Below are 23,772 nucleotides of genomic sequence, written 5' to 3'. Positions count from 1 at the left end.
TCAGCAAGCAAGAGTGTGCGTCATCGTTCGGCGTCGCGTGCAAAATCACCTACCCCCCGACCGCCACCGCACAGGAACCAATTCATGCGGCGAACGTTGCGGAACCGACCGTTCGTCCAACGATGCGCGTGAGCGATCGCAAGGGACTGGGTGATGAAGGAGGACAATCCATGATGCATCTGATTTCAAGAGCAAGCGCCGGCTGCGTGCTAATTGTCCTGCTGTGCGCCGGCTGCGCCACCCAGCGGACGGCGGACATTCGCGTCGACATGGCGCCCGATGCGAACCTGTCCAGCTACAGCACTTTCGGCTTCCCCGAACAGACTGGCACCGATCGCGGGGGCTACTCGACCATCGTCACCGACTATTTCAAAGCGGCCGTGAAGGAGCAGATGGAGATGCGCGGCTACCGCTACGTCGATGCGAATCCGAGCCTGCTGGTGAACTTCTACGCGAACGTTCGAGAACGTACCGAAGTGCGCTCCCGGCCCGGCGGATCGGTTGGATTCGGCTACTATGGATATCGCTACGGGCTGTACGATGCCTGGCCGATGTATGGGCGGGATATCGACACGGTAACCTATCCGATCGGCACCGCGAATATCGACGTCGTGGACGCGAAGAAGCGCCAGCTGATCTGGGAGGGCGTGGCGGAAGGTCGTTTGACCGAGCAGGATATGGATAATCCTCGCGATGCGATCGCCAGCGCAGTCGCACAGCTGTTCGCGCGCTTCCCTGGCAAGGCAGGTTCGGTGGATACAACCACGCGCTAGTTATGAGCTCGGGGGCATTGCCCAGTGGATCTGCCTGGACGAATGCCCCTCATCGAGCTTGAAGTTCTGCGATTGCTACGCTTCCGTCACCGCACGCGCATATGCCTGCAGCAGCCCGCTCCAGCCATTCTCGGAATCGAAGATTCCATGCATCATGCCAGCGCGCTCGCCGTAGGCTTCGAGCTTGCGATGCTCGACCTCTACTCGCGTAGTTGCTTCGCCTTCCGAAATGAATCGAACCTCCACCTCGGTGTCGAGCTCGGCGTCGTACTGCCAATCTGCGGTGATGCTCCAGGCCAGGATGAAACGTGCTGGCGGATCCCACACCTTCACCTTGCCCCAGTCGCACTCGGTACCGTCAGTGGCGCGCTCGAACCAACGACCGCCAACTTTGGGTTCGATGACAGCCGTCTCCGCCGCTTTTACACCTATGTGATGGGTGGTGAGCGGCCACCATTGCCCGAAGCGTCGAACGAAGATATCGTATGCGTCGTCGCGCGATACAGCCACGCGAATGGTCTTGCGAACGAGTAAGGAAGGATCGGCGGCGATTGCGAGGTTCATTTTCGTTTCCTCTTGACGGTTCGACGTGCAGCTCCGGCTCGCTGCGCATCAGCCTGAAATTGCCCCAGTGCGGTCTCCCACAGGGAATCGAGATACTTACGAAGCTCGGCGAGCCCATCCGGATCGGCTTGATACAAGTGACGCGTACCCTCCACGCGATGGATGACCAGGCCCGCCTCGCTCAGCACTTTCAAGTGTTGCGACACTGCCGGTCGCGACACCGGCATCTGCTCGCTGAGCTCGATGACGGAGGCTGGCGTTTCAGCCAATAGCTCCAAAATCCGCCGCCGCGTCGCATCACCGAGCGCGGCCATTTTGGCCGAGGAAGCCACCATCTTTGGTACCTTAGTAAGACGTCACTAACGGTAAGTATGCACTTACCCTAACAACTGTCAACACCTCTATCGGATCGCCGATCAACGTCGACGCACCTGCGCCCACGTCAATCTCTGGAACGCTTGGATTCGATCGCAGACAGAACCGGCTCGCGAAACATCAGCTGAGCCCACGTAACACCACCAGTCCGCCGATATAGCCCAGCAGTACAGCGAAGGAGTCCCACCCCATGCGGAGCACAGTGCGATCCCGGCGTTCCAACATCCCAACGATGAACAGAATGGTCAACGCGGCCGCCAGGAACGCGCCGAACGCAGCGAACGCGCCCGTCTCCAGCAGGACCGGCCCGCCGGGATGCATGAAGTCGACGATTGCGATAATGGTGACATTGAACAGATTCGTGCCGAAGATGTCGGCGATCGCCATTTCGTAGCGCCTCATGCGCATGGCGGCAAGCACGGTGCTCCACTCCGGCAGCGACGTGGCGAAGGCGAGCAGCACGGCGCCGAAAAAGCTCGTACCCAACCCGGTCTGTGCGGCGAGTGACTCACCGGTGCGCGCCAACAGGTATCCGGCGCCCAGTATCAGGCCGCCCGCAACCACCGTGATCATGACCAGCTTGCGCGTGGATATCTGCGCATAGCGGCCTTTCGATTCAGCACCTCGTTTCTCGGTGCTTGTGGCTTGCCACGCACGCGGGGCGTTCGTGCGCGCGATCAAGCGAATCGACGCCAGATACACCGCTACCATCAGCCAACTGGAAATCCCAGCGCCGAGCCACAGTCGGTCGCCCGCGATCGTTGGCAGCGTGGCGATGCTCATCAACAGTACACCAAGCACTCCCTGCAGCATGAGTCCCGGCGATCCCTGCACCGACGTGAGCGCCCGACGTCCGCTTACCGCATCGGCGACCGAGAGGATCACAAGGTTCACCGCGGCACTACCGAGCACATCGCTGACCGACAGCGCCGGCACGCCTCGAAGCGTTGCCGTTGTCCCCACCGCAAGCTCCGGCAGCGATGTGACTCCGCCGAGCAGCAGAATGCCAAGAAATTCACGCCCCCACCCGGTGCGCTCCGAGATTTCATCGGCGCAACGCGCGAGCCGGACGCCCGCGAACCATACGACCACCGCAGCGGCCGCGAATATGGCGGCGTTGCCCCAGACTGGAAGATCTTCGAAGCTCACTCAGGACTCTTCAGTTGCTCGTTCCGCAGATCAAACGATTCGCCGATTCCAGCTCCCGTACTGGCCCCGGATCGCACCACGCGGCAAGCTGAGCAGAATCAGCAACAATCCACATACCACTTCGGACAGCATCACCGGTGTGCTGGCGCCATAAACGAACGGCACGATCAGCAGCGCAACTCCGAACAGCACATTGACATAGCGCACGGCTCGGCCCACCTCGGCGAATGCGGTGATGGCGACGGTGATCGCAAGCGCGCCGATCAAATGATCGGCGTTCGCAAGAACGCCCTCGGCGCCGACGGTCAGGCGAGTGCACATCAACCACACTCCTACCAGGATGCTCGCGATCAGATTCCACGGCGTGCTCACACCGCCGCTCACCATTTCCTTCGCGAGCTTGCCCGGCTTGCGCTCGAAGTCGTCCTCATCGCGTTTGTCCAGCTCGCCTTCGTCCGTGTCGCCGACAAAGAAGACGCGCAGTACGCTCTGCCCGGCGCGCTTGCGGCGGATCAGGAACTGCGCTGTGGCGACGATCTCGTCGAGTGAATAGGGGATCTGCAGGAGCATGGCCGCCGCGGCGATCAGGCACAGGGTGCACCAGGTGCCGATGAGAATGGGTTGGACGATGATGAAAGTGATCGATACAACACCCAGAGGAACGATCATGATTCCGAACAGGATGACCAGCCACGGCATCGTGCGCCAGCGGCGAGCGGAGCCGATGACGCCGGTGAGGATCTCCAGTGCATAGGTCAAGGCGCCGACGCCCGCGTCGGGAACCGGCCACGCCTTAGACAAACTCGAGGTAATGATCTCCTCCGTGCCGTTCTGCGGATCCGGACCACCGGCGAAAAACGGCTCCCATACGTTGTCGATGTGTCCCAGCTGATACGCGGTGAGATAGCGGGATATATGAAATCCCACCCACGCCAGCAGGATGATCGGCAGCCGCTGGAACCATCCCGAGGGCGAGTACTCCCAGCCGGGCGGAATCGTCGGGCCGGTGAGGGCCGCGACCGGATTCACACCGGGCGGTGGACGTGTCGCCACGGCGAAACCGAAGACGAGCATTCCTACGAGCGTATCGTTCAAATAGGCGGCCGCATTGTCACTCCAGAAGACCAGCGGCGCGAACATGATCCAGGTGCCCAGCGCCGCGCTCGCCCAGCGCGCCCACCCGAAACGCCACGACAGGGACAAACTCGCCAGCACCAGCAGCGCCACTCCACTCAGTGCATCGCTCCAGGCCAACGGAGTTCGCGCATAGTCGAGAATCGGCGGTGAGACGATCAACCAGGCGGCCAGCGCCAGGTTGCTGAAGTGCGCCCAGCGATATCGGTGGTACTCACGGCGAAATTCCGTTTCGTAGCGGCGCCGCAGGACCTCCGGATGCCGTGCCTTTTCCTGCACGGTTTCGAGCCACTCGGGCGGCGTGAGACCGTTGATGCGATACCAGCGCACCGGGTCGCGCTTCAAAGATGCAACGATGCTCGGCAGTGTATCGATGAGCCGATGTTTCGGTCGCCAACCCAACAGCTTGCGCGCAAGGCTCGTGTCGAGCTCGTAGTGGTCCTGCGCCAGGTCCATCATGAACGGACGCATGAACGGCTTCTCACCACGGTCGATCGAGTCGGGAATCAATGGTTCGGCGGCGACCTGCAGGCCCGCACCCGCTTTCGCGGCCCACTTCGGCACCGATATCGTTGCCCACTCGTCCGCGCCATGAATCAGTCGACCCAATGTGTCCTGCAGCTCGTCATAGCTGGGCGCTTCCTCCTCGCCGACCAGAAGCGTCAGCTCCGGTGGAAGCTGGCCGCGACGCTCGATTGCGCGCACGAATGCCTCGGTCATGTCCTCCTTGTGCACGCACGATTGCCCCGCAGCGGTGCTTCCCGAATACAGATGGCTCTGCAAGTCCCGCTCGTAGATGCGAGCGATCTGGTGAGCCAGCGTCGGCACGACGGTCTCATCGTCGTAGAGTCCGGCCAGGTGAAGCAGCGCAATTGGAATATTGCCGTGCTCGCTGCGGATCACATCCTCCGCCGCGGCCTTGGATTTTGGGTAGGCCCACTTTGGCGCGATCGGCGCGGTTTCGTCGATGCGCTCGCCGGCACGCGCGGGCTCATGCACCAGCATGGTCCCCGGATAGAGCAGCCGCTCCACCTGGAAGTTGCGCAGTTCGCGCAGCAGCCGATGCGTTCCCTCCACGTTCACCTTCGAATACAGCGGATGTTCTTCTCCGCTGAAATCGAAATACGCGGCCAGATGAATCACCGAGGTGATCCGCTCTCCGAAGCGTCTTCGAAACTCATCGAAGGCCTGCCGCACAGAATCATCGCTAGTCAGATCGACTTCGATCAGCTCACATTCGGCGGTCTTGCCTTGCCGATCGAGCCCCACGACCGTGTACCGACTGCGCAATGCTGCAATCAGTGCCGCACCGATGTCACCTGCGGCGCCCGTGATCAGGACGATAGGCTGAAAAGACATGATCTGCAGGCCCTCCGCGCTTGGTGAACCGGCCCACGCGAGCTCGGATACACGCCCACAACGTTTCCAGGACTTGATGGTTTCAATGCAGTCCGAATGCGGAAGCTACAAAATCAGAGCAGTATCGGAGCCGATGAGCAGCTATTGGCCGTGCGCCGCCAGCACGCTGCAGAGAGTGCATAGCGCTGGAACATGGTGGCCCCACCGATCGTCATGCAGGTATCCCGCGCGTGGAGCCAGGCATCATGTTCAAATTTCTCGCCAGCACTGTCGGCATCCTTTCCCTGATTGGCTTGCTCGTCGTCATCGGCATCCTTGCGTTGATATTTTGAGGCGCCGGCGCAGGCCAGCCTCAGGCGGCGCGTGGTTGTTTCGACTGCATGGGCGCGACGCTCACTCGGATCGGCAAATCTCACACGCCCGGAATACAGATGTAGCCGGATTGCTGACGATCGCTGACGCCCGCACAGCGATAGCTGCTGCTCGATGAAATGCCGATCGTGGGCACTACTCTTTTGCTGCTCCGACATGCTCAAACTGAAGGGCACGAGGAGCCCTTGCAGCGTCTGAGCGGGTGGTATGACGTAGAACTCAGCCAGGCAGGCAGAGCGCAGGCAGCGCTGCTGGCTCGAAGGCTGCGACACGAGAATCTCGCAGCACTCTATTCAAGTCCCTTGCGGCGAGCCGCGGACACAGCAACCGAGATCGAGAAGCACACCGGTCTGCCAGTCACTTATTCGGCCATGCTCAAGGAAATCAGCTGCGGCGAGCTGGAAGGCGAGCTGTTGGATGATGTACGGCACAGATACCGCGAGCATTGGGAGAGAAACCTTACGCAGCAGGATCCAGATTTCCGCTGGCCCGGAGGCGAGAGCTATTCGGAATTTCGCGCCCGGAGCTTGAACGGCATCGCCCAGATCGCTGGCCGGCACAATACTCAGTGCGTCGCTGTCGTGACCCATGCAGGAGTGATCTCCCAGATCCTCGGGCACATCCATTGTTTGAATCCGGCGCGCTGGGAATCTTTCAGACCCGGCCCGGCATCGATGACCGTGATCGGCTGGCACAACCGATGCGCAACGCTGTTGAGATTCGACGATCGAACTCACCTCCATGCAGGATCCGTCATGCGGAAAGAGCATCGGCCCTGACGATCACTCGCAACCAGCCCTCCGCCGCGTGCGCACCGGCGGCGCGCGCGCGAATCGTGGTCGCATTCATTGCGCACCAGCAGTGATACCTCAACGCGCCGGCGAGCGCGTTCGATGCACCAGCCATCCAGTACGCTGCCCGAAGGTCGCTGGGCAACGAGTCCTCCGCTGCGCGTGCGCGCAAATAGTCGCGCAGCAAACTATCGTGACGCCTTCGAGCCTCCGGCTCCCAGTAGCCGAGCGACTGGAGCCAGGAGCTCACATCTTCGAGTGCGGATCCACAGCGCGCGCGTCCCCAATCGATGAAAACAGGCTCGCTCTGACCACGGCGACGGCGCAGGATGACATTGCCGGAGTGCACGTCGCCATGGATCGTGGTGTTGTGATACGGCGGATACTGGAGCAGCGCTGCACGTCGTGCGGGCAGCGAGCCGATCAATCGATTCAGCGGCCGGATGCTTCGCTTGACCAGAGAAGAGCCATCGCGCGAGCGACGCATGATATCGAGCAGGTCGAGCGTCGCGAGCGCCGAGCGCTGCAGCTCGGATTCATAGTCCCACTCCTCGGTAGGGATCTTTGGACCTGCGAGGTGAAGTTGAGCAAGGCGCTGAAGCACAGATCGAGCAGCCGCCGGATCTCGCCACGGCCATGTGCACGAGCGTGGCACGTCTTCAAGTAGCAGCAGAGCCTCCTTGCGCTGCAGATGGTCGATGACGTAGGCATGCGGGGAGATGTTACACATCCCGTTATCGCGCAAGGCCTCGTACACGTACGCTTCACGAACCAAAGCGCCTTGCAGCTGCTTGGCGACGAAGCTCACCCGTTTGTCTCGACCAGCGCCGTCCCGGTAACGCGCGATGATGCGCTCAACGCAGCGAGCTTCCATTCCTCCGTGGATCCGTCTGCGTTCAATGTGCAGCTCTGTTCCGTCCAGCTTCCCTCTACCTTCCAGGACAGCGAGAACACTTTGTACAGTTTTGGAATCGAGGTTCACCGGAGCATCGTGAAGGGATCGCATTCGCGATTCAACCCTGCACGTGCGCTGCGCTCCAGCTAGAACTCGCCCACCCGCAGCCGATAGCCAAGCCCGGTTTCGGTCACGATGTGTTGGGGCCTTGCGGGATCGGGTTCCAGCTTCTGGCGCAGGTTTTTCAGACACACACGCAGGTTGCGAGTGTCGTCGGCTCGATCCGGCCCCCAGACCTCCCGGATCAACTGCTGCGCGGTGACGATCATCCCAGCGTGCCGAGCCAGCGATTCGAGCACTCGATACTCCAGTGGCGTGAGATGAACTTCTGCGCCCGGCGACTTCGCTTCGCGCCGGCCGAGATCGACTCTGATCTCGCCAAACTGCAGCACCGGCGTTTGCTCCGCCGTGCGCGCGTTGCGTCTCAGCGCCGCCCGCACTCGCGCCAGCAATTCCGGCGCGCTGAACGGTTTGGTGACGTAATCGTCCGCCCCCGCATCGAGCGCTGCGACTTTCTGGGCCTCCATCGCTCGCGCCGACAACACAAGGATGGGAACCAGGGACCACTCGCGAACGCTCTGAATCACCTTGATGCCGTCGCCATCCGGCAGCCCCAGATCGACCAGCAACAGATCGGGCCGGTGACTGCGCGCCTCGATCAACGCTCGCGCGCTGGTAGCGGCTTCGATGACTCGATACTGCTCGGCGGCCAACAGCACGCGCACAACCCCCCTGATCGCGGGGTCATCTTCGATGACCAGGATTCGGTGCATGGCTTGAGTCACGATGTCGGCTCCTCGATCGGCAGCGTGAACTGAAATCGTGCGCCCCCGCCCGGCCGATCGTCCGCCACGATCTCTCCACCGTGAGCGCGCACGATAGTGCGGCAAATCGCCAGCCCGAGGCCGGCGCCGACTACGGCGCTTTCATCCTCGCCGCGCTGAAATTTTTCGAACAACCGATCGCGTTCCGTCGGCGGCAAACCCGGCCCGTCGTCCTCGACCGTGACGCGTATAAAAGCGCCCTGCAGCTGCGCCGAAATGTACACGCGAGTCTGCGACGGAGTGTACTTCGCGATGTTATCGAGCAAATTGACCAACACCTGAACGATCAAGGTCGCATCCACATGCAGCGGCGGCAGATCGGATGGCAGGCCGATATCGACGGCATGCCGACGCATTCGCTCCTCGGTACGAGCAAGCGCTGCCCCCACCAGATCGTCCAATGTTTCCCACTCGCGTCGCAGGACGATCTGTCCGGACTCGAAGCGCATCAGATCGAGCACGTTGGAGACGACATCCGACATCTCCTGCGCCTTGGTTTCGATCGAGCGCGCCAGGATATTTCTGGATGCCTCATCGAGCTCTCGTCCGCGCTGCGCAAGCGTACTGCCCGCGCCTGCGATCACTGCCAGTGGTGTGCGCAGATCGTGCGAGATCGACGCCAACAGGGTATTCCGCAGACTCTCGGTTTCAGCCGCCACGCGAGAGGTTTCGGCCGCCTCGGCAAGCTGCGCCCGCTCCATGGCGAGCCCTAGCTGGCCGGCGAAGGTTTCCAGCAAGTGACGCTGCTCCGGCAACAGAATACGGCGGCGGTTTTCGGGCAGAACGGCTAGCACTCCGAGACGTTGACGCTCGTTGCTCAGGGGAACATAGAGCGCGGGCGCCGCCGGCAGTGTGTCCGAGCCCAGGCCAGCGCGTTTGCCGTGGTCCATCACCCATTGCGCAATCGACAGATCCGCACTCGTGAACGAGCGCGTGACCGGCGCTTCATTCGGATGATGCAACCTGCCCTTGTCATCTGGCAGAAGTACGACGGCTTTGCAATCGAACACTTCGGTGACGTGCCGAACCGCAACGCGCGCCATACTGGAAACGCCCCGAGTCGCGGCGAGCTCCCGGCTCATCGCATAGAGAGAAGCGGTTCGCCGCTCCCGCGCGCCGGCCACTCGCGTCTGCTGCCGCACGCTCGCCATCAAGTTGGCAATAGTCACCGCCACAATGAGCATCACCGTAAACGTGACGATGTATTGAGCATCGGCCACCGAGAAAGTGAACCGTGGCGGCACGAAACAAAAGTCGAACGCGATGACATTCATCACGGCTGCCACCACCGCCGGGCCCCGGCCAAAGCGAACCGCGGCAATGGTGGAAGCAAGCACGTAAGCCATAACGATGTTTGCCAGCTCGAAGTATGGAAACATCGCGAAGGCGATGACGGTGGCTATGGCACTGGTCGTCAGCGCCCACGCATAACGATTCCAGTGAACCGGCACGGCGACCTCGGGCCGAGAAACTTCTGCGGTTTGCTCGGCAGTCCGCTCCTCGTCAGGAGCGCCAATGGCGATCACGTCGAAGCCACGCGCCCGACCGACGAGTTCATACGTCGTCGAACGGCACAACCAGCCTCGCCATCCCCTGCGTTTCGGAGCCCCAACCACCAGACGCGTCGCTTTTCGGGTGCGCGCGTACTCAAGCAGAGCTTGAGCCGCCGAGGGGCCGTCGAGGGTGACGGTTTCTGCGCCCAACGACTCCGCCAGACGCAGCAAGTCGATCCGGCGATTTCGCTCGGCGGTGGACAGACTCAGCAGCTTCGGCGTCTCGACATAGATAACGGTCCACAGCGCATCGAAGCCATCCGCGATGCGCTTGCCGGCCCGCACCACCTGCTCCGCCTGCTCGTCCGGCCCGATCGCCACCAGCACGCGATCTCGCGCCATCCAGGCACGCGAGGTGCGATCGGACAACGCCGACGCGCGCGCGGCGGCATCCACTCGATCGGCCACACGCCGCAACGCCAGCTCGCGCAGAGCGATCAGATTCGACTTGCGGAAGAATCGCTCGATCGCGGTGGCCGCCTGCTCGGGCACATAGACCTTGCCCGCCTTGAGCCGCGCGATCAAATCCTCCGGCGGCAGATCGATGAGCTCGATCTCGTCGGCCTCATCGAAGATCCGATCGGGAATCGTTTCCAGCTGGCGCACGCCGGTGATCTGCGCGACCAGATCGTTCAGACTCTCGATGTGCTGAACGTTGACCGTGGTCCAGACGTTGACCCCCTGGTCGAGCAGTTCCTCGATATCCTGCCAGCGCTTGGCGTGACGCGGCGGCGGATCGCCTTCGATGAGATTGGAGTGCGCCAGCTCATCGACGACCAGAATCGCCGGCCGCCGTCTCAGTCCCGCGTCGAGATTGAACTCGCGCCTTGTCGTGCCTCGATAGTGGACTGCCACCGTCGGCAGTTGCTCGAGTCCTTCGAGCAAGCGCTCGGTCTCCACGCGCCCGTGCGGCTCGATATATCCAATCGCGATATCGCCGCCGCTCGCACGCACGCCACGCGCCGCTTCGAGCATCGAGTACGTCTTGCCGACCCCGGCGCTCGCGCCGAAGAAGATGCGCAGTTTGCCACGCCGCGCTCTTGCCTCCTCCGCCTTGAGGGAGGCCAGGAGTTGATCGGGATCGGGGCGTGTTTCGATCATCGGCCAAGCTGAGCATCCAGCAACAGGTTCAACTCGAGCACGTTGACGCGCGGCTCGCCCAGGATGCCGAGCGTGCGCCCCTGCGTTGCCTGTTGCACGAGTCTGCGAATCTCATGCTCGCTGGCGTTTCTATGCCGCGCGACCCGAGCCACCTGATACTCGGCGGCCGCAGGAGAGATGTGCGGATCGAGACCGCTAGCGGAGGCCGTGACGAGATCGACAGGCACGGGCGCGTCATTGCCTGGATCGACTCCGCGCAGCGCTGCGATACGATCGCTCACAGCGCTCTGCAGTGCTGGGTTGGTCGGACCTTGGTTCGAGCCGCTCGACACGGCGCCATTGTACGGTTGCGGCGCCGTCGCGGAAGGCCTGCTCCAGAAATACTTCGGGCTGGTGAACGGCTGACCGAGCAGTCGGGAGCCCACCACGCGCTCGCCCTGCTGAATCTGGCTACCGTTCACCTGACTGTTGAAGGCCAACTGCCCGACGCTCGTGATCGCGGCTGGATAGACGACCCCGGTTAGGAGTGTCAGCAGGACAAACACGGTCAAAGCTGGACGTAGCTCGCTCATTACGATTCTCCAAGGGCGTCGGTTGCGTCATGCAGCGCCGAGCGCTGCAAGGAACAGATCGATGAGCTTGATGCCCACAAACGGCGCCAGGATGCCGCCGAGCCCGTAGATCGACAGATTTCTCCGCAACAACAGCGCCGCGGACGTGGCCCGGGTTTTTACTCCTCGCAAGGCCAGCGGCACCAGCATCGGTATGACCAGGGCATTGAAGATCACCGCCGATAGCATCGCGCTCTGCGGAGTCTCGAGCCGCATGATGTTGAGCGCATCCAACGCCGGATAGGTGGCCGCGAACGCCGCTGGAATGATCGCGAAGTACTTCGATATGTCGTTGGCGATCGAAAACGTGGTCAGCGCACCGCGCGTCACCAGCATTTGTTTACCAACGTCGACGACCTCGATCAGTTTGGTCGGATTCGAGTCGAGATCGATCATATTGCCGGCCTCTTTTGCGGCCTGCGTGCCGGTGTTCATGACGACCGCGACGTCTGCCTGCGCAAGCGCCGGCGCATCGTTGGTGCCGTCGCCGCACATGGCCACCAGGCGCCCTTCGGCTTGGTTCTTTCGAATCAGCTCGAGTTTCTTTTCCGGGGTCGCTTCGGCGAGAAAGTCATCGACGCCCGCCTCCGCCGCGATGGCCGCGGCCGTCAGGCGATTGTCGCCTGTGACCATGATGGTCTTGATTCCCATCTGCCGCAGTTCGGCGAAGCGCTCACGGATGCCGCCTTTGACGATGTCGCGCAATTCGAGCACGCCCAGCACCTTGCGGCCGTCGGCGACCACGATCGGCGTCGCTCCGGTGCGTGCGATCTTCTCGACGCTCTCGCTGATCTTGCCCGGCCAGGCGCCGCCCTGCTCTTGGATGAATCTTCGGATGGCGTCGGCCGCGCCCTTGCGCAAACACCGCCCTTCAAGATCGACGCCGCTCATGCGCGTGTGCGCGGAGAACTTATGAAAGCGATGGATCGTGCCCGCCAGATCGCGACCTCGAAGCTGGAACTTCTGCTTCGCCAGCACAACGATGGAACGACCCTCCGGCGTCTCGTCCGACAACGACGCCAGTTGGGCCGCATCGGCAAGCTCCTGCTCAGTCACGCCCGGCGCAGGGAGGAACGCGAATGCCTGGCGATCGCCCAGCGTGATCGTGCCGGTCTTATCCAGCAACAGCACATCCACGTCGCCGGCAGCCTCGACCGCGCGCCCCGAGGTCGCGATCACGTTCGCTCGCACCATCCGATCCATCCCGGCAATGCCGATCGCCGAAAGCAACCCGCCGATGGTCGTCGGAATCAAGCAGACCAGCAACGCAATCAGGATCGTCAGAGTGACGACGGACCCTTCACCCGCGGCGTCCACCGCGAACTGCGAGAATGGCGCGAGGGTGGCCGTCGCCAGCAGGAACATCAGCGTCATCATCGCGAGCAGGATCGATAGCGCGATCTCGTTCGGCGTGCGCCCGCGCTTTGCGCCTTCGACCATCGCGATCATTCGATCAAGGAAGCCTTCACCTTCTTTGCTGGTCACACGCACGACGATGCGGTCCGACAGTACTTGGGTACCCCCGGTCACGGAGGAGAAGTCGCCGCCGGCCTCGCGCAGCACAGGCGCCGATTCGCCGGTCACCGCGCTTTCATTCACCGACGCGACGCCTTGGACGATCTCGCCATCCGCCGGAATGACGTCGCCCGCTTCGACGAGCACCAGATCGCCGCGCTCGAGCGATCCAGCCTCGACCGTGTGATAGTCACCCGGCTTGTCGTTGAGCAGTTTTTTGGCGTGCACGCGCCGTCGCATCGACCGCAACGTCGCGGCCTGGGCTTTACCACGTCCCTCGGCGACAGCTTCGGCGAAGTTCGCGAACAGCACGGTCAACCACAGCCAGGCCGCCACGGACAGGATGAATGCCGGCGATCCTTCGCTTTGAAAATTGCCGAACAAGGCGCCGATGCCAATCACCGTCGTGAACAGGCTGCCGATGAAGACCACGAACATCACGGGATTGCGGACCTGCACGCGCGGATCGAGCTTTCGAAGCGATTCCACGATCGCGCGGCGAACGACACTGCCGGTAACGTACGGTGTCACCATGTTTGTGATCCTTGCCAGGAGAGCCGCTTACTGCCCGATCATCATGAGGTGCTCGACGATCGGCCCGAGCGCGAGCGCCGGAACGAAGGTCAGCGCGCCAACCATCAGCACGACACCGACCAGCATCGTGATAAAGAGCGGTGTGTGCGTCGGGAGCGTGCCTGCCGTCACAGCGGTCGTCTGCTTCGCCGCGAGGCTTCCTGCGAGCGCGAGCACCGGAATCATCAACCAGAACCGTGAAGTCCACATCGCGATACCCAGGGCGAAGTTGTAGAAAGGAGTATTCGCGGACAGGCCGGCGAAAGCGCTGCCGTTGTTGTTACCTGCCGAGGAGAATGCGTACAGGATTTCCGAGAAGCCGTGTACGCCCGGGTTCGCGACGCTCGCGACGGCGGCCGGAGTGACACTCGCGATCGCCGTGCCGACGAGCACGATCACGGGCGGAATCAGAATGACCAGGCAGGCCATCTTGATCTCGTATGATTCGATCTTCTTGCCGAGATACTCCGGGGTGCGTCCGACCATCAGCCCGCCGATGAACACCGCGAGCATCGCAAACATCAGCATCCCGTACAGCCCGCTGCCGACGCCGCCGAACACCACTTCGCCAAGCTGCATGAGCCACATCGGCACGAGCCCGCCGAGCGGCGTGTACGAGTCATGCATCGAGTTGACCGAGCCGTTCGATGCGGCGGTGGTCGCCGCCGCCCAAAGCGCCGAGTGTGCGATCCCAAAGCGAACTTCTTTGCCTTCCATGTTGCCGCCGGAGTGCGTCGCGGACGCGGCTTGGTCGACCTGCAGAGCGTCCAGGCGGGGGTTACCCGATTGCTCGGCCAGATAGACTGCGAACGTCAGCGGCACGAAGATAACGAGCATTGCGATCATGATCGCCCGACCCTGCCGCGGATCGCCCACCATCCTGCCGAACGTGTAGCACAGTGCGGCTGGAATCAGCAGGATCGCCAGCAGCTCCAGAAAGTTCGACAGCGGCGTGGGATTCTCCAGGGGATGCGCGGAGTTCACATTGAAGAACCCACCGCCGTTGGTGCCGAGTTGTTTGATGGCGATCTGACTCGCGGCGGGTCCGAGCGGAATGGTCTGCTGGCTCACTTGCTCCGCTGTCGTGACCGGATCGAGCAGTTCGACAGTTTTGTTCGCCGAGAAACTCTGCGCCACGCCTTGTGACATCAAAAGGATCGACAGAACCACGCAGAGCGGCAGCAGGATATAAAGCGTGCCGCGCGTGAAATCGACATAGAAGTTGCCGATCTGACCCGCCTGACGTCGCGCCAGACCGCGGATGAGCGCGACGAGCACGGCCAAGCCGGACGCGGCGGATAGAAAATTCTGCGCGCCGAGGCCGAGCATCTGCGTGAGATAGCTCATCGTCGCTTCGCCGCCATAGCCTTGCCAGTTGGTATTCGTGGCGAAGCTCACTGCGGTGTTGAACGACGAATCTGGCGTTACCGCCGCCATGCCCTGCGGATTCAACGGTAGCACGTGCTGGAAACGTTGCAGCAGGTACACAAACAGAAAGCCGATGAAGTTCACCAGCAGCACCGCCGCCGCGTAGCGCTTCCAGTCCGTCTCGCTGCGCGCATCGACGCCAGAGCACTTATAGATGATGCGCTCCACGGGAGCGAAGATCGGCGACAGGAACGTGCGCTCGCCCTGATAGACCCTGGCCATGAACGCGCCGAGGGGTTTCGCCAGCGCGACCAGCACCAGCACATACAAGGCGATTTGCAACAAGCCGAGCGCGGTCATTGAAATTTTTCCGGAAACAGCAACGCCACCAGCAGGTACACCCCCAGCACGACGGCCAGCACCAGGCCGATCCAGCTGATGAGGTTCATTTGCGCGGCTCCAGCCATGCAGCAAGTTTGTAAAGCAGCCAGGTCAGCAGCACGAGCAACAAAGTGGTCAGGACGACGATCGCTTCCATCGGTGCAGTCCTCGATGATTCAGATCAGCATGAATTTCGCGCAGTGCCCGGCGGTGCTTGCTGTCCGGCCTGCCATTCGATGGAATATCCTGACAAATACAGCGGCGTCGGAGCAGACAAAACCGCGTGAGTTTTTTTGCTGTTCGCTGGCGGTGTCCGGCCTGCGCGCTCCGGCGGCTGAGAGTCGCGGCCCACCCGAAAACTCACGCCACGCTCACAGCTGTCGCGCTAGATTCCCGTTCAAACAGTTGGCGCACCGGTTGACTCGAGACGTGGCGTTTCCACCCGAATCAGCTTCGGCTTTTCGAAGCGAAGAGAGGCTCACCATGGCTTGCGGCAATGGCGTCAGCGAGCCAGCGCTCCCCAACAGCCTGACCTGCGAGCCGGAGCTGCTGCGCCGTTACGACCAGCCGGTCCAGTGACTCAACCTTGCACGCTTGGCTGCATCTGCCGGCAATACTGTTGCAAGTCCTCCGGCAGATCGTCCGGGCACCTGCCGCACTGGCGGTTGCCTGGCAGCGCGTAATCGATGAACTTCGGGTAAGGCAGATCGAGGTTCTGCATCAACTGCACGAAATCCTCCATCGAGCGCTCCCCGCCCAGGCGCGGATTGCGCTGTTTCTCCTGCGCGATACTGGAGACCCACCGCCCCTGATAGTCATGGCCCGGGTACACGAGTGTTTCAGACGGAAGATTGAACAACTTTCCACGGACGCTCGCGTAAAGGGCGCGCGGATCGCCACCTTGGAAATCCGTGCGACCGCAGCCATCGATCAACAGCGCATCGCCCGTGAACACACGATCGCCGGCGAGGATGGAGAAGTGATTGTCCGTGTGCCCCGGTGTATGCAGAGGGTCGAGTCGAATTCCGCCAACCTGCACCGGCACGCCTTCACGCAGGCCAACATCCGTGCAGTCGAGCGCGTCCAGGGCGGCGATAGCGATGCGGCTGCCCGCCTCCCGCTTGAGGATCGCTGCAGAGGTGATGTGATCGGCATGGATGTGGGTATCGATCGTCATCACGAGTTTCAAACCCAGCTCGTTCACGATTCGCAGATCGCGCTGCCATGCCGGCATCACAGGATCGATCAGCACCGCCGCTCGGCTCTGCGGGCACGCAAGCAGATACGTGTAGGTGGAGGAAACCGGCTCGAACAGCTGGCGGAAGATCATGACTGGCTTCTCGATATGTTATTGGCTTCGTCGCAACGTGCTGCTTCGCCCTGCGACTCGCGCCGCGTGGTTACCCGTTCCATCTCGCGCAAGGTGGCCAGATGCTGGGAGAGCGCCGACTGGCTCAAGCCCACAAGAGGCTGCATGACGGTGGGGTCCGGCCGTTGACGGGCGACGCAACGCTTCGACCGGGCAGGACAATTCATACGAGAGTGGCACGAAGCTCGACGGATATATTAGCCATTTCTAAATTAGCGGACGCCAACATTACACACAAGCCCTGAAAACGAGCCAACCTCACGCAAGCACCGAGCGGTCTTCGGCAATGGAGTAGCATCCGGATTAGCGATAGGCTAACGCCGGAGTTGATCGTTCAAGGAGCTGACGATGTTCGAAAGCTTCGATGCCCTGCTGCTCGCCCGCCTGCAGTTCGCATTCACCGTCAGCTTTCATTTCATCTTTCCGGCGTTCACCATCGGCCTGGCCAGCTACCTGATGGTGCTGGAGGCGTCGTGGCTGAAGACCGGCCGCGGCGTCTATGCAAATCTGTACCGCTACTGGCTGAAGATCTTCGCACTCACGTTCGCGATGGGCGTGGTGTCGGGCATCGTCATGTCCTATCAATTCGGCACCAACTGGTCGGTGTTCTCCGATAGGGCCGGGCCTGTGATCGGGCCATTGATGGCCTACGAAGTATTGACCGCCTTCTTTCTGGAAGCCGGCTTTCTCGGCGTGATGCTGTTCGGCATCAACAAGGTGGGACCTCGCCTGCATTTCGCGGCCACTTGCATGGTCGCGCTGGGGACGTGCATCTCCGCGTTCTGGATCCTTTCGGTGAACAGCTGGATGCACACGCCCGCCGGCTATGAGATCGCCGCCAACGGGCAGTTCGTGCCGGGGCCGAGCTGGTGGGCAATCATTTTCAACCCGAGCTTCCCGTATCGCCTCACGCACACGGTGACCGCGGCCTATCTCACCACCGCGATGGTCGTCGGGGCAGTGGGCGCATGGCATCTGCTCAAGGACCAAGGCAATCTCGGGGCGCGCAAGATGTTCTCGATGGCGATGTGGATGGCGGCCCTGGTCGCGCCCGTCCAGATCTTGCTCGGAGATCTGCACGGCCTGAATACGATGGAGCATCAGCCGGCGAAAATCATGGCGATGGAAGGTCACTATGACAGCCATCCTGAGGGCGCGCCGCTGATCCTGTTCGGAATTCCCGACAGCGAAGCCAAACGGGTCGACTACGCCGTGCAGATTCCCAAGGCGTCCTCGTTGATTCTCAAGCATGATGCGAATGCGCCGCTGGCCGGCCTCGATACCATTCCCGACGATCTCGAACCGCCCGTGGAGATCGTCTTCTGGACCTTTCGCATCATGGTCGCGATGGGAGTGGCGATGCTCGCAGTTGGTGCGTGGAGCCTCGTCGCCAGACTCCGCGGCACGCTGTATTCGTGGCGTGCGTTACATCGGACGGCGGTGGCGTTGGGGCCCTCGGGATTCGTCGCGGTGATCGCCGGGTGGATCACCACTGAAGTGGGTCGGCAACCCTGGGTCATCCACGGTCTGCTGCAAACCGCGGAAGCCTCGGCGCCGCTGGATGCGCCGGCGGTTGCGACATCTTTGCTCGCGTTCATAGTTGTCTACTTCTGCGTGTTCGGCGCGGGCGTCTGGTACATCCTCCGGCTGATGGCGAAGCCACCGCAGCGGCACGAAACCGCCGAGCCGACCCAAGGCCCGGTGCGCACCGCCGGCATCACACCGGCGCCAGCGGTAGAAGGAGAACGGCCATGATGGATCTGACCGTCGTGTGGGCCGCTATCATCATTTTCGCGATCGCCGCCTACGTTGTGATGGATGGTTTCGATCTGGGCATCGGCATCCTGTTTCCGCTGTTTCGGGTCGGCACCGAGCGCGACATGGCGATGAACAGCATCGCACCGGTGTGGGACGGCAATGAAACCTGGCTGGTGCTGGGCGGCGGCGGCTTGCTGGCCGCGTTCCCGCTCGCGTATGCGATCGTGCTGCCGGCGCTGTACGCTCCGCTGATCGGCATGCTGCTGGGATTGATATTTCGCGGCGTGGCTTTCGAGTTTCGCTGGCGCGATCCAGCGCATCGTCGCATCTGGGACATCGCCTTCTGCGTCGGCTCGGTCGTGGCGGCGATGATGCAGGGAATCACGCTCGGCGCATTGTTACAGGGCATTCACGTCGAAGGCCGGGCCTACGCAGGCGGGTGGTGGGACTGGCTCACTGGCTTCAGCCTGCTGACGGGCATCAGCCTGATCGTCGGTTACGCCCTGCTGGGCACTGGCTGGCTGATCTGGAAAACCACGGGGCCGTTACAAAGCCACGTGCGCCGGCTGGCACGTCCACTGACGATCGCAATGTTGCTCGCAATCGCGGCCGTGAGCGCGGCGACGCCGTTTCTGGAAGGCAAGTACTACGAGCGTTGGTTTGCCTGGCCGGGCGTGCTCGCCAGTGCGCAGATGCCGCTGCTGGTGGCGCTCACTGGATTCGTTCTGTGGCGAGCGCTGCGCGGCCGTCGCGATTGGCTGCCCTTCGCGATGAGTTTGGTCCTGTTCGCCCTGAGCCTAATCGGACTGATGATCTCCATCTGGCCGGACGTCGTTCCTGGGCGCATCACGATCTGGGAGGCCGCGGCGCCCGAGCGCAGCCAGATCTTCCTGCTCATCGGCACCGGTGTGCTGCTGCCGCTGATCCTCGCCTACACGTCTTGGGCTTACTGGGTGTTCCGCGGTAAGGTCGATGAAGCCGGTTATCACTAAGCATGTCTCCCGATTCGTTTCGTAAGCGCCTGGCGTGGTTTGTCGCGATCTGGCTGGCGAGCGTCGCAGCGCTCGGTCTCATCGCGTACGTGCTCCGATGGGTACTGGCGTAGTCGGCGACGTTCCGGCTCGCGGATCGGGCCCCGCTGCATCTGTGCGTCAGCACTGACGAGCGGTAGAACTGCCGACCCACACCGCCTGTCCCGCGGCCCATACGAGGAGCCAGTTGAACCCGGACCTCTGAACATGCGCCCGGCAGTTGCGCCGATTGATTCAGCCGCAGCGAAGCGTCTCACCTGCTGAGCGCCGGCAGTTCGCGAATCCCCCATCGTCTTCGGCTCGACCCGCGACGCATTCATTTTCAACGGCGCGTTGCAGGCCGGCGCGGATTGGGATTGGGATTGGGATTGGGATTGGGATTGGGATTGGGATTGGGATTGGGATTGGGCAGCGCCCGCTCAGGTCTCGGCAACGTGCTGCACATCGATTGGCGATGCCACGGGATTGCGACCACGACATCGACGCCCTGCAAGTGTTGATTGGAACCCGGAAGTCATTCTGAGATGTCGAATGCAACGTTCTACTGGCGGCACTTGAGAACGCCGCTGGCGCTGTTTGCAATCCTGGCCCCGTTGTTCGCTGTCAGCACCGCTGACCTCGCCATCGCCCACGCCTTGTTCTTCGATGAGAGCCGCTCGCGATGGATCGGCGCGACCAGCTGGTGGACCAACGAGCTCATTCATCGCGACGGCGCGTGGCTCATTCGAACCATCGCAGCGCTCGCCTTGTCACTGTGGGCGGCCACCTGGCTTGCGCCGCAATGGCGAGCGGCGCGCAGGCCGGCGCTCTATTTCTTCGTATCGGTGGTGCTGTCGGTGGGTCTCGTGGGATTGCTGAAGGCGCTGACCAACGTAAGCTGCCCCCGGGAACTTGCAGAATTCGGCGGCGCATTCCCCTACCTGCATCTGTTCGAACATCGCCCGGTCGGCCTGGGGCACGGACGTTGCTTTCCAGCGGCGCATGCCAGCTCCGGCTATTCCCTGCTGGCCCTATATTTCATGCTGCGCGAACGTAGCGCTCGGGCCGCAAGCATCGCCTTGGCCTCCGCTGTGGCATTGGGGTTGACCTTCGGCCTCGCTCAGCAATCCCGTGGCGCGCATTTCATGTCGCACGATATGTGGAGCGCCATGATCGTGTGGACGGTCGCACTGTCGCTGTACAGCTTTGTCTTCCAGGCGTGCTTGTGGGATTCTGAGGCCCACCCTAGTGCCGGCACGCCGCCTCGCTGGCCATGAACTTTGTATAGAGTGGGGGCGCATCGGGCGGCTGAATGCCATGCTTCTGCGCCTGAGCCGCTTTGGGCAGGTAGTCCGCAGCGATCAGACCGAGTTGCATCAGGTCGGCTGCGGAGGTTTCGTCGAGGAGCCGCTGCATGCAACCGCAGTAGGTCTCGGCGTTGAGCTTATTGTTGGCGGCGAGCGTCGAGCATTCCTCCAGGTACAGCTGGCGGACCATTTTGCCCGTGCATGGTTGCATGACCTTCGGCATGAAATAGGATTGCGTAACCTCGGCCTCGCTGATCGACGCTGCCAACTCCATAGGTGGGAGCGTCTGACGCAAGCTCTTCACACCCTCCGGGGCACAAGTACACACCAGATCGATCACGCTGCGCGCCTCGATGGCATGGGCGCGCTGACCGGTTGCATCGGCTGCATCGCCCTGTGAGGTCAGGCTCTGGCGCATCTTGGCGCACTGGAGTGCAAGGACTTGATCCAAACTCATCAGCCAGGTGCCCAACGACGGAACCTTGTTCGATTCGGCGACCATGGAGTCGATGAATCGCTCGTCCTCGCGCTTGAACAGAGCGCAGTCCCAGCCGTCGTAGCGGCCGTAGTCGTCGGCGGCCAGTTGATCCAGTTCCTTGCTCAATGCGATGTTCTTTTTAAGGTCGAGGCGCATCCGCTTCGGCGCGATCACGAGCCAGCAGGCCTCCTCACGGGCACAAGGCTGGGCCTCCGCTTTGGGGTAGCCCCTGAACCTGAGTCTGTTGGCGAACCGCTGCGCGTTCTCCGCGCGGGCCTCGACACGATCCGAGAAGCGGAAAATGAACTCCACGTCCTGCTCCTGGGTGAGATCCCCGCCGAGATGCTCGAAGCGCTCGAAACGCCTCATCTCATTGAAAGGATCTGCTTCTTCATACGTGCCTCCAGCCGCCCAGCCTGCGCCGCCCATCGCCAGCGACAGCAACGCCAGCACCCATTTGCAACCGAACCTACGAGCCATGATCACCTCTGAACTATTCCGCCACGCCTTGAAACAAGCCACGCGCGGCGAGGACGCGCTCGGATTGAGGCAACGCTCGAACAGCTTCATAGAATCGTAGGCTCGCCGCGCACAGTTGCTGCGGCGATCCGGCATGTGCCGCCGGATTTCTGGCCATTGCAACGACGTCCGATCCGAGCCGCTCTTCCAGCCGCAGCATCAGGCCGTTGAACTCGGATGCATTCGGAGGGCGCGACGGCGCTTGATCCATCCGGCCTAGCGAGGCTCGTACCCAAGTCAGCTCGCGTTCGTACAACTCGGCAGACAGGGCCTCCGAAATATCGAGGCTCGAGCCGGCCTGTAGTGCGCATGCTTCATCGCTCACCTGCCGGGCGGCTCGCAACTGATCGAGACGGATCTGCAGGTACGAGCGTATGCTCGGCTCGTCCGCAGTGCGGAGCAGCTTCTGGTAGTAGCCCAGGATGACTTTTCTGGCGGCGGCCCACATCGCTGCGTCGCTCGCGCCTTGCTCGCGTTCCTGCCAAGCCGCAGCGGCGGCCGCTTTGACTGCGCCTGCAAAATGATCGTTGATCAATCCCATGATCGGGTCACCGGCATACTCGAATTCCAGGTAAGCCTTGTTATCGTACTTGGAAGCCCGGTTGATCTCGCCGCCGGAAGAGACGCGATCGATTGCGTGTGCCCCGAGCAGTTCCTCTCGCGTCGGGTACCACATGTCATCCGCCCGCGTGTCACGCACTTGCGCGAGGAAGTCTTCGGGCAGGCCTGCGGCTCGATACTGTTCGATCAGGTCATCGGTCATCGCCTTGTCCAGCGACGCACTCATGCCCGGAAAGGAAGCGCGGTGAAAGCCGATGACCGCACTGGCGGTCACGGCACGGTCCACACCGGCGATAAGGATCACGGTGCAGGCACTTTCGCAGCGACCTTCGACATAAGTTTTCAACTTGCGCTCGCGCACCAACCTGGCAATCAGCGCCGCCTCGCCAACCCGACCTCCGGGCGTTTCCAACACCAGCGTCTCAACGTCCGGCTCCTGATCGAGCACGGCGCGAATCTTGTCAGCCGAGCCTGCACCCAGGTTGCCGCTCAGGACCAAGCCTCGCCGATCGCGGGTGAGCTGTGTTTCGATGTGACCGAGTGGATCGCGGTCGCGGGCGATCAGCCAGTGCTCCTGGATCTGCGGCAGGTTGTAGAGAAAAAAGTTGCTTACCGTGCCGATAGCGCCGAGCACGACCAGGAACTGCGCTGCCCCCGCCCATACGCGAGCTCCGCCACGCGCAGCGTGGAACTTCGAAGAGCGCCACACGCCGACGGCGCACCAGGCCCCGACGATCAGTATCAGGCCGTGCAAGGCCAAGACGGCGGAGGACTGCATGCGTAACGAAACTTCCGGGAGGAACTTGTTGGCTGCAACGAGCAGCCCCCAGAGCAGCGCCGTGGCTCCCCAATTGTTGACCCAGTAGGACACCGGCAGGGTCAACTGTCCTCGCCAGTGGCGCACGAAGTAATTCTCGGCCGGATCTTCGTACATCAGCTCGGCAGCGACCTCGGTGCTGTCAGGCCGATACTGCTCGCCTTGCTGATCTTTGACGCGAATCCATACCCGCACCAGGGCCGCCATGTTGATCAGGAATGGAACCAGCGCGGGCGATGCACCTGCTCCCCACACGATCGAGCCAATCACGACCGCGTTCGCTATGATCGCGGCGTGCAGGCATCGTGGCTGTGGCTCCATCGCGAACATGGTCAGCGCGAGCGGCACCAGCATCATCACCATGCCAACCAGCAACTCGCGCTGCTCGAACTGGATGCTGCCTACGACCAACGCGATCAGGGTGACCGTCAGAAGAACGATATTCATGTAGCCGACGAACTTGTTCATATTCTTGTAGCGGCCGGTTCGATCTCTATGATGGCGCGGCGGCAGTTATATCCCGCGCCATGAGTCGTTGCCTAGAGAGTGCGCACG

22 protein-coding genes and 1 pseudogene are annotated in these 23,772 nt (G+C 62.2%); 6 read left to right on the top strand and 17 right to left on the bottom strand.

The genetic code is table 11. The features are described from left to right. The first annotated feature begins 170 nt into the window (after nucleotides 1-170). Nucleotides 171-773, top strand: coding sequence for a DUF4136 domain-containing protein (locus tag JM946_RS14455; RefSeq protein ID WP_203168002.1), 603 nt, complete (start codon nucleotides 171-173; stop codon nucleotides 771-773). Between the two features lie 75 nt (nucleotides 774-848). Here JM946_RS14455 and JM946_RS14450 read toward each other — a convergent pair whose 3' ends face one another. The 5 genes from JM946_RS14450 to JM946_RS30415 all read right to left on the bottom strand — a co-directional run bounded on the left by JM946_RS14450 (nucleotide 849) and on the right by JM946_RS30415 (nucleotide 5,998). Next, entirely contained in the window at nucleotides 849-1,337 is a 489-nt protein-coding gene (locus JM946_RS14450; RefSeq protein WP_203168001.1) for an SRPBCC family protein, read from the bottom strand. Continuing rightward, nucleotides 1,334-1,672, bottom strand: a complete 339-nt coding sequence (locus tag JM946_RS14445; protein ID WP_203168000.1) for an ArsR/SmtB family transcription factor — start codon at nucleotides 1,670-1,672, stop codon at nucleotides 1,334-1,336. The genes JM946_RS14450 and JM946_RS14445 overlap by 4 nt, the downstream gene beginning before the upstream one ends. A gap of 160 nt (nucleotides 1,673-1,832) precedes the next feature. Next, the gene (locus JM946_RS31270) at nucleotides 1,833-2,861 is read right to left on the bottom strand and encodes a sodium:calcium antiporter (RefSeq protein ID WP_203167999.1); all 1,029 of its coding nucleotides are present in this window, start codon (nucleotides 2,859-2,861) and stop codon (nucleotides 1,833-1,835) included. A 30-nt stretch (nucleotides 2,862-2,891) separates the two neighbouring features. Beyond that, nucleotides 2,892-5,354: a vitamin K epoxide reductase family protein gene (locus JM946_RS14435; protein WP_203167998.1), complete on the bottom strand. Its 2,463-nt coding sequence runs from the start codon at nucleotides 5,352-5,354 to the stop codon at nucleotides 2,892-2,894. Nucleotides 5,355-5,467: 113 nt separating this feature from the next. Then, nucleotides 5,468-5,998: a hypothetical protein gene (locus tag JM946_RS30415; RefSeq protein WP_230979734.1), complete on the bottom strand. Its 531-nt coding sequence runs from the start codon at nucleotides 5,996-5,998 to the stop codon at nucleotides 5,468-5,470. Here JM946_RS30415 and JM946_RS31675 point away from each other — a divergent pair. Then, nucleotides 5,912-6,505 (top strand): histidine phosphatase family protein, encoded by a 594-nt coding sequence (locus tag JM946_RS31675; RefSeq protein WP_407700550.1) that lies wholly within the window; start codon nucleotides 5,912-5,914, stop codon nucleotides 6,503-6,505. The two genes, JM946_RS30415 and JM946_RS31675, sit on opposite strands and share 87 nt — an antisense overlap. Here JM946_RS31675 and JM946_RS14420 read toward each other — a convergent pair. The 9 genes and pseudogenes from JM946_RS14420 to JM946_RS31670 form a co-directional block, all read right to left on the bottom strand. Further along, nucleotides 6,480-7,391: a phosphotransferase gene (locus JM946_RS14420; protein ID WP_203167995.1), complete on the bottom strand. Its 912-nt coding sequence runs from the start codon at nucleotides 7,389-7,391 to the stop codon at nucleotides 6,480-6,482. The genes JM946_RS31675 and JM946_RS14420 overlap by 26 nt on opposite strands. A gap of 167 nt (nucleotides 7,392-7,558) precedes the next feature. Next, on the bottom strand, nucleotides 7,559-8,257 hold the full coding sequence (locus JM946_RS14415) for a response regulator (protein WP_322110937.1): 699 nt from the start codon (nucleotides 8,255-8,257) through the stop codon (nucleotides 7,559-7,561). Next, entirely contained in the window at nucleotides 8,254-10,950 is a 2,697-nt protein-coding gene (locus tag JM946_RS14410) for a sensor histidine kinase (protein WP_203167994.1), read from the bottom strand. The genes JM946_RS14415 and JM946_RS14410 overlap by 4 nt, the downstream gene beginning before the upstream one ends. After that, nucleotides 10,947-11,522, bottom strand: a complete 576-nt coding sequence (gene kdpC / locus JM946_RS14405; RefSeq protein ID WP_203167993.1) for a potassium-transporting ATPase subunit KdpC — start codon at nucleotides 11,520-11,522, stop codon at nucleotides 10,947-10,949. The genes JM946_RS14410 and kdpC overlap by 4 nt, the downstream gene beginning before the upstream one ends. Before the next feature lie 27 nt (nucleotides 11,523-11,549). After that, nucleotides 11,550-13,610, bottom strand: coding sequence for a potassium-transporting ATPase subunit KdpB (gene kdpB / locus JM946_RS14400; RefSeq protein WP_203167992.1), 2,061 nt, complete (start codon nucleotides 13,608-13,610; stop codon nucleotides 11,550-11,552). A 27-nt stretch (nucleotides 13,611-13,637) separates the two neighbouring features. Further along, nucleotides 13,638-15,377 (bottom strand): potassium-transporting ATPase subunit KdpA, encoded by a 1,740-nt coding sequence (gene kdpA / locus JM946_RS14395; protein ID WP_203167991.1) that lies wholly within the window; start codon nucleotides 15,375-15,377, stop codon nucleotides 13,638-13,640. Further along, nucleotides 15,374-15,466 (bottom strand): K(+)-transporting ATPase subunit F, encoded by a 93-nt coding sequence (gene kdpF, locus JM946_RS14390; RefSeq protein WP_203167990.1) that lies wholly within the window; start codon nucleotides 15,464-15,466, stop codon nucleotides 15,374-15,376. Before kdpF ends, kdpA begins: the two co-directional genes overlap by 4 nt. Nucleotides 15,467-15,978: 512 nt before the next feature. Then, nucleotides 15,979-16,728 carry an MBL fold metallo-hydrolase gene (locus JM946_RS14385; protein ID WP_203167989.1) on the bottom strand — a complete coding sequence of 250 codons (750 nt, stop codon included), beginning with the start codon at nucleotides 16,726-16,728 and terminating at the stop codon, nucleotides 15,979-15,981. Between the two features lie 50 nt (nucleotides 16,729-16,778). Further along, nucleotides 16,779-16,874 (bottom strand): annotated as a pseudogene (locus tag JM946_RS31670) (ArsR family transcriptional regulator); the annotation flags it as partial. A gap of 241 nt (nucleotides 16,875-17,115) precedes the next feature. On the opposite strand from JM946_RS31670, the gene JM946_RS14375 reads away from it, so the two are divergent. Genes JM946_RS14375 through JM946_RS14365 form a run of 3 tightly spaced genes read left to right on the top strand, consistent with a single transcriptional unit; the run spans nucleotide 17,116 to nucleotide 19,630 of the window. Next, nucleotides 17,116-18,522 carry a cytochrome ubiquinol oxidase subunit I gene (locus JM946_RS14375; protein ID WP_203167987.1) on the top strand — a complete coding sequence of 469 codons (1,407 nt, stop codon included), beginning with the start codon at nucleotides 17,116-17,118 and terminating at the stop codon, nucleotides 18,520-18,522. Beyond that, nucleotides 18,522-19,517, top strand: a complete 996-nt coding sequence (gene cydB, locus JM946_RS14370) for a cytochrome d ubiquinol oxidase subunit II (RefSeq protein WP_407700555.1) — start codon at nucleotides 18,522-18,524, stop codon at nucleotides 19,515-19,517. The genes JM946_RS14375 and cydB overlap by 1 nt, the downstream gene beginning before the upstream one ends. Before the next feature lie 2 nt (nucleotides 19,518-19,519). Then, entirely contained in the window at nucleotides 19,520-19,630 is a 111-nt protein-coding gene (locus tag JM946_RS14365; protein WP_203167985.1) for a DUF2474 family protein, read from the top strand. 248 nt (nucleotides 19,631-19,878) lie between these two features. On the opposite strand, the gene JM946_RS30020 is transcribed toward JM946_RS14365, so the two are convergent. Then, nucleotides 19,879-20,049: a hypothetical protein gene (locus JM946_RS30020; protein ID WP_218042859.1), complete on the bottom strand. Its 171-nt coding sequence runs from the start codon at nucleotides 20,047-20,049 to the stop codon at nucleotides 19,879-19,881. A 31-nt stretch (nucleotides 20,050-20,080) separates the two neighbouring features. Here JM946_RS30020 and JM946_RS14360 point away from each other — a divergent pair, with 31 nt between their 5' ends. Continuing rightward, nucleotides 20,081-20,812, top strand: a complete 732-nt coding sequence (locus JM946_RS14360) for a phosphatase PAP2 family protein (RefSeq protein WP_203167984.1) — start codon at nucleotides 20,081-20,083, stop codon at nucleotides 20,810-20,812. Here JM946_RS14360 and JM946_RS14355 read toward each other — a convergent pair. Both JM946_RS14355 and JM946_RS14350 read right to left on the bottom strand, forming a co-directional pair. Next, the gene (locus JM946_RS14355; protein WP_203167983.1) at nucleotides 20,781-21,890 is read right to left on the bottom strand and encodes a ribonuclease E inhibitor RraB; all 1,110 of its coding nucleotides are present in this window, start codon (nucleotides 21,888-21,890) and stop codon (nucleotides 20,781-20,783) included. The two genes, JM946_RS14360 and JM946_RS14355, sit on opposite strands and share 32 nt — an antisense overlap. Continuing rightward, complete coding sequence (locus JM946_RS14350; protein WP_203167982.1) at nucleotides 21,814-23,685, bottom strand: COG3904 family protein; 1,872 nt, start codon at nucleotides 23,683-23,685, stop codon at nucleotides 21,814-21,816. Before JM946_RS14350 ends, JM946_RS14355 begins: the two co-directional genes overlap by 77 nt. Nucleotides 23,686-23,772 lie beyond the last annotated feature (87 nt).

Origin of the sequence: Steroidobacter gossypii (genome assembly GCF_016801985.1) — a bacterium.
Taxonomy (GTDB): domain Bacteria; phylum Pseudomonadota; class Gammaproteobacteria; order Steroidobacterales; family Steroidobacteraceae; genus Steroidobacter; species Steroidobacter gossypii.
The sequence above is the reverse complement of the archived record's forward strand: the minus strand, read 5'-3'. Positions and strand labels throughout refer to the sequence as shown.

Coding starts and splice junctions, on each gene's coding strand:
- JM946_RS14420 (WP_203167995.1), bottom strand. CDS start 7,391: ATGGAAGCTCGCTGCGTTGAGCGCATCATCGCGCGTTACCGGGACGGC.
- JM946_RS14385 (WP_203167989.1), bottom strand. CDS start 16,728: ATGATCTTCCGCCAGCTGTTCGAGCCGGTTTCCTCCACCTACACGTAT.
- JM946_RS14355 (WP_203167983.1), bottom strand. CDS start 21,890: ATGAAGCTGTTCGAGCGTTGCCTCAATCCGAGCGCGTCCTCGCCGCGC.
- kdpC (WP_203167993.1), bottom strand. CDS start 11,522: ATGAGCGAGCTACGTCCAGCTTTGACCGTGTTTGTCCTGCTGACACTC.
- JM946_RS14410 (WP_203167994.1), bottom strand. CDS start 10,950: ATGATCGAAACACGCCCCGATCCCGATCAACTCCTGGCCTCCCTCAAG.
- JM946_RS14350 (WP_203167982.1), bottom strand. CDS start 23,685: ATGAACAAGTTCGTCGGCTACATGAATATCGTTCTTCTGACGGTCACC.
- JM946_RS14450 (WP_203168001.1), bottom strand. CDS start 1,337: ATGAACCTCGCAATCGCCGCCGATCCTTCCTTACTCGTTCGCAAGACC.
- kdpB (WP_203167992.1), bottom strand. CDS start 13,610: ATGGTGACACCGTACGTTACCGGCAGTGTCGTTCGCCGCGCGATCGTG.
- kdpF (WP_203167990.1), bottom strand. CDS start 15,466: ATGAACCTCATCAGCTGGATCGGCCTGGTGCTGGCCGTCGTGCTGGGG.
- JM946_RS14365 (WP_203167985.1), top strand. CDS start 19,520: ATGTCTCCCGATTCGTTTCGTAAGCGCCTGGCGTGGTTTGTCGCGATC.
- JM946_RS14435 (WP_203167998.1), bottom strand. CDS start 5,354: ATGTCTTTTCAGCCTATCGTCCTGATCACGGGCGCCGCAGGTGACATC.
- JM946_RS14445 (WP_203168000.1), bottom strand. CDS start 1,672: ATGGTGGCTTCCTCGGCCAAAATGGCCGCGCTCGGTGATGCGACGCGG.
- JM946_RS14455 (WP_203168002.1), top strand. CDS start 171: ATGATGCATCTGATTTCAAGAGCAAGCGCCGGCTGCGTGCTAATTGTC.
- JM946_RS14375 (WP_203167987.1), top strand. CDS start 17,116: ATGTTCGAAAGCTTCGATGCCCTGCTGCTCGCCCGCCTGCAGTTCGCA.
- JM946_RS14360 (WP_203167984.1), top strand. CDS start 20,081: ATGTCGAATGCAACGTTCTACTGGCGGCACTTGAGAACGCCGCTGGCG.
- kdpA (WP_203167991.1), bottom strand. CDS start 15,377: ATGACCGCGCTCGGCTTGTTGCAAATCGCCTTGTATGTGCTGGTGCTG.
- cydB (WP_407700555.1), top strand. CDS start 18,522: ATGGATCTGACCGTCGTGTGGGCCGCTATCATCATTTTCGCGATCGCC.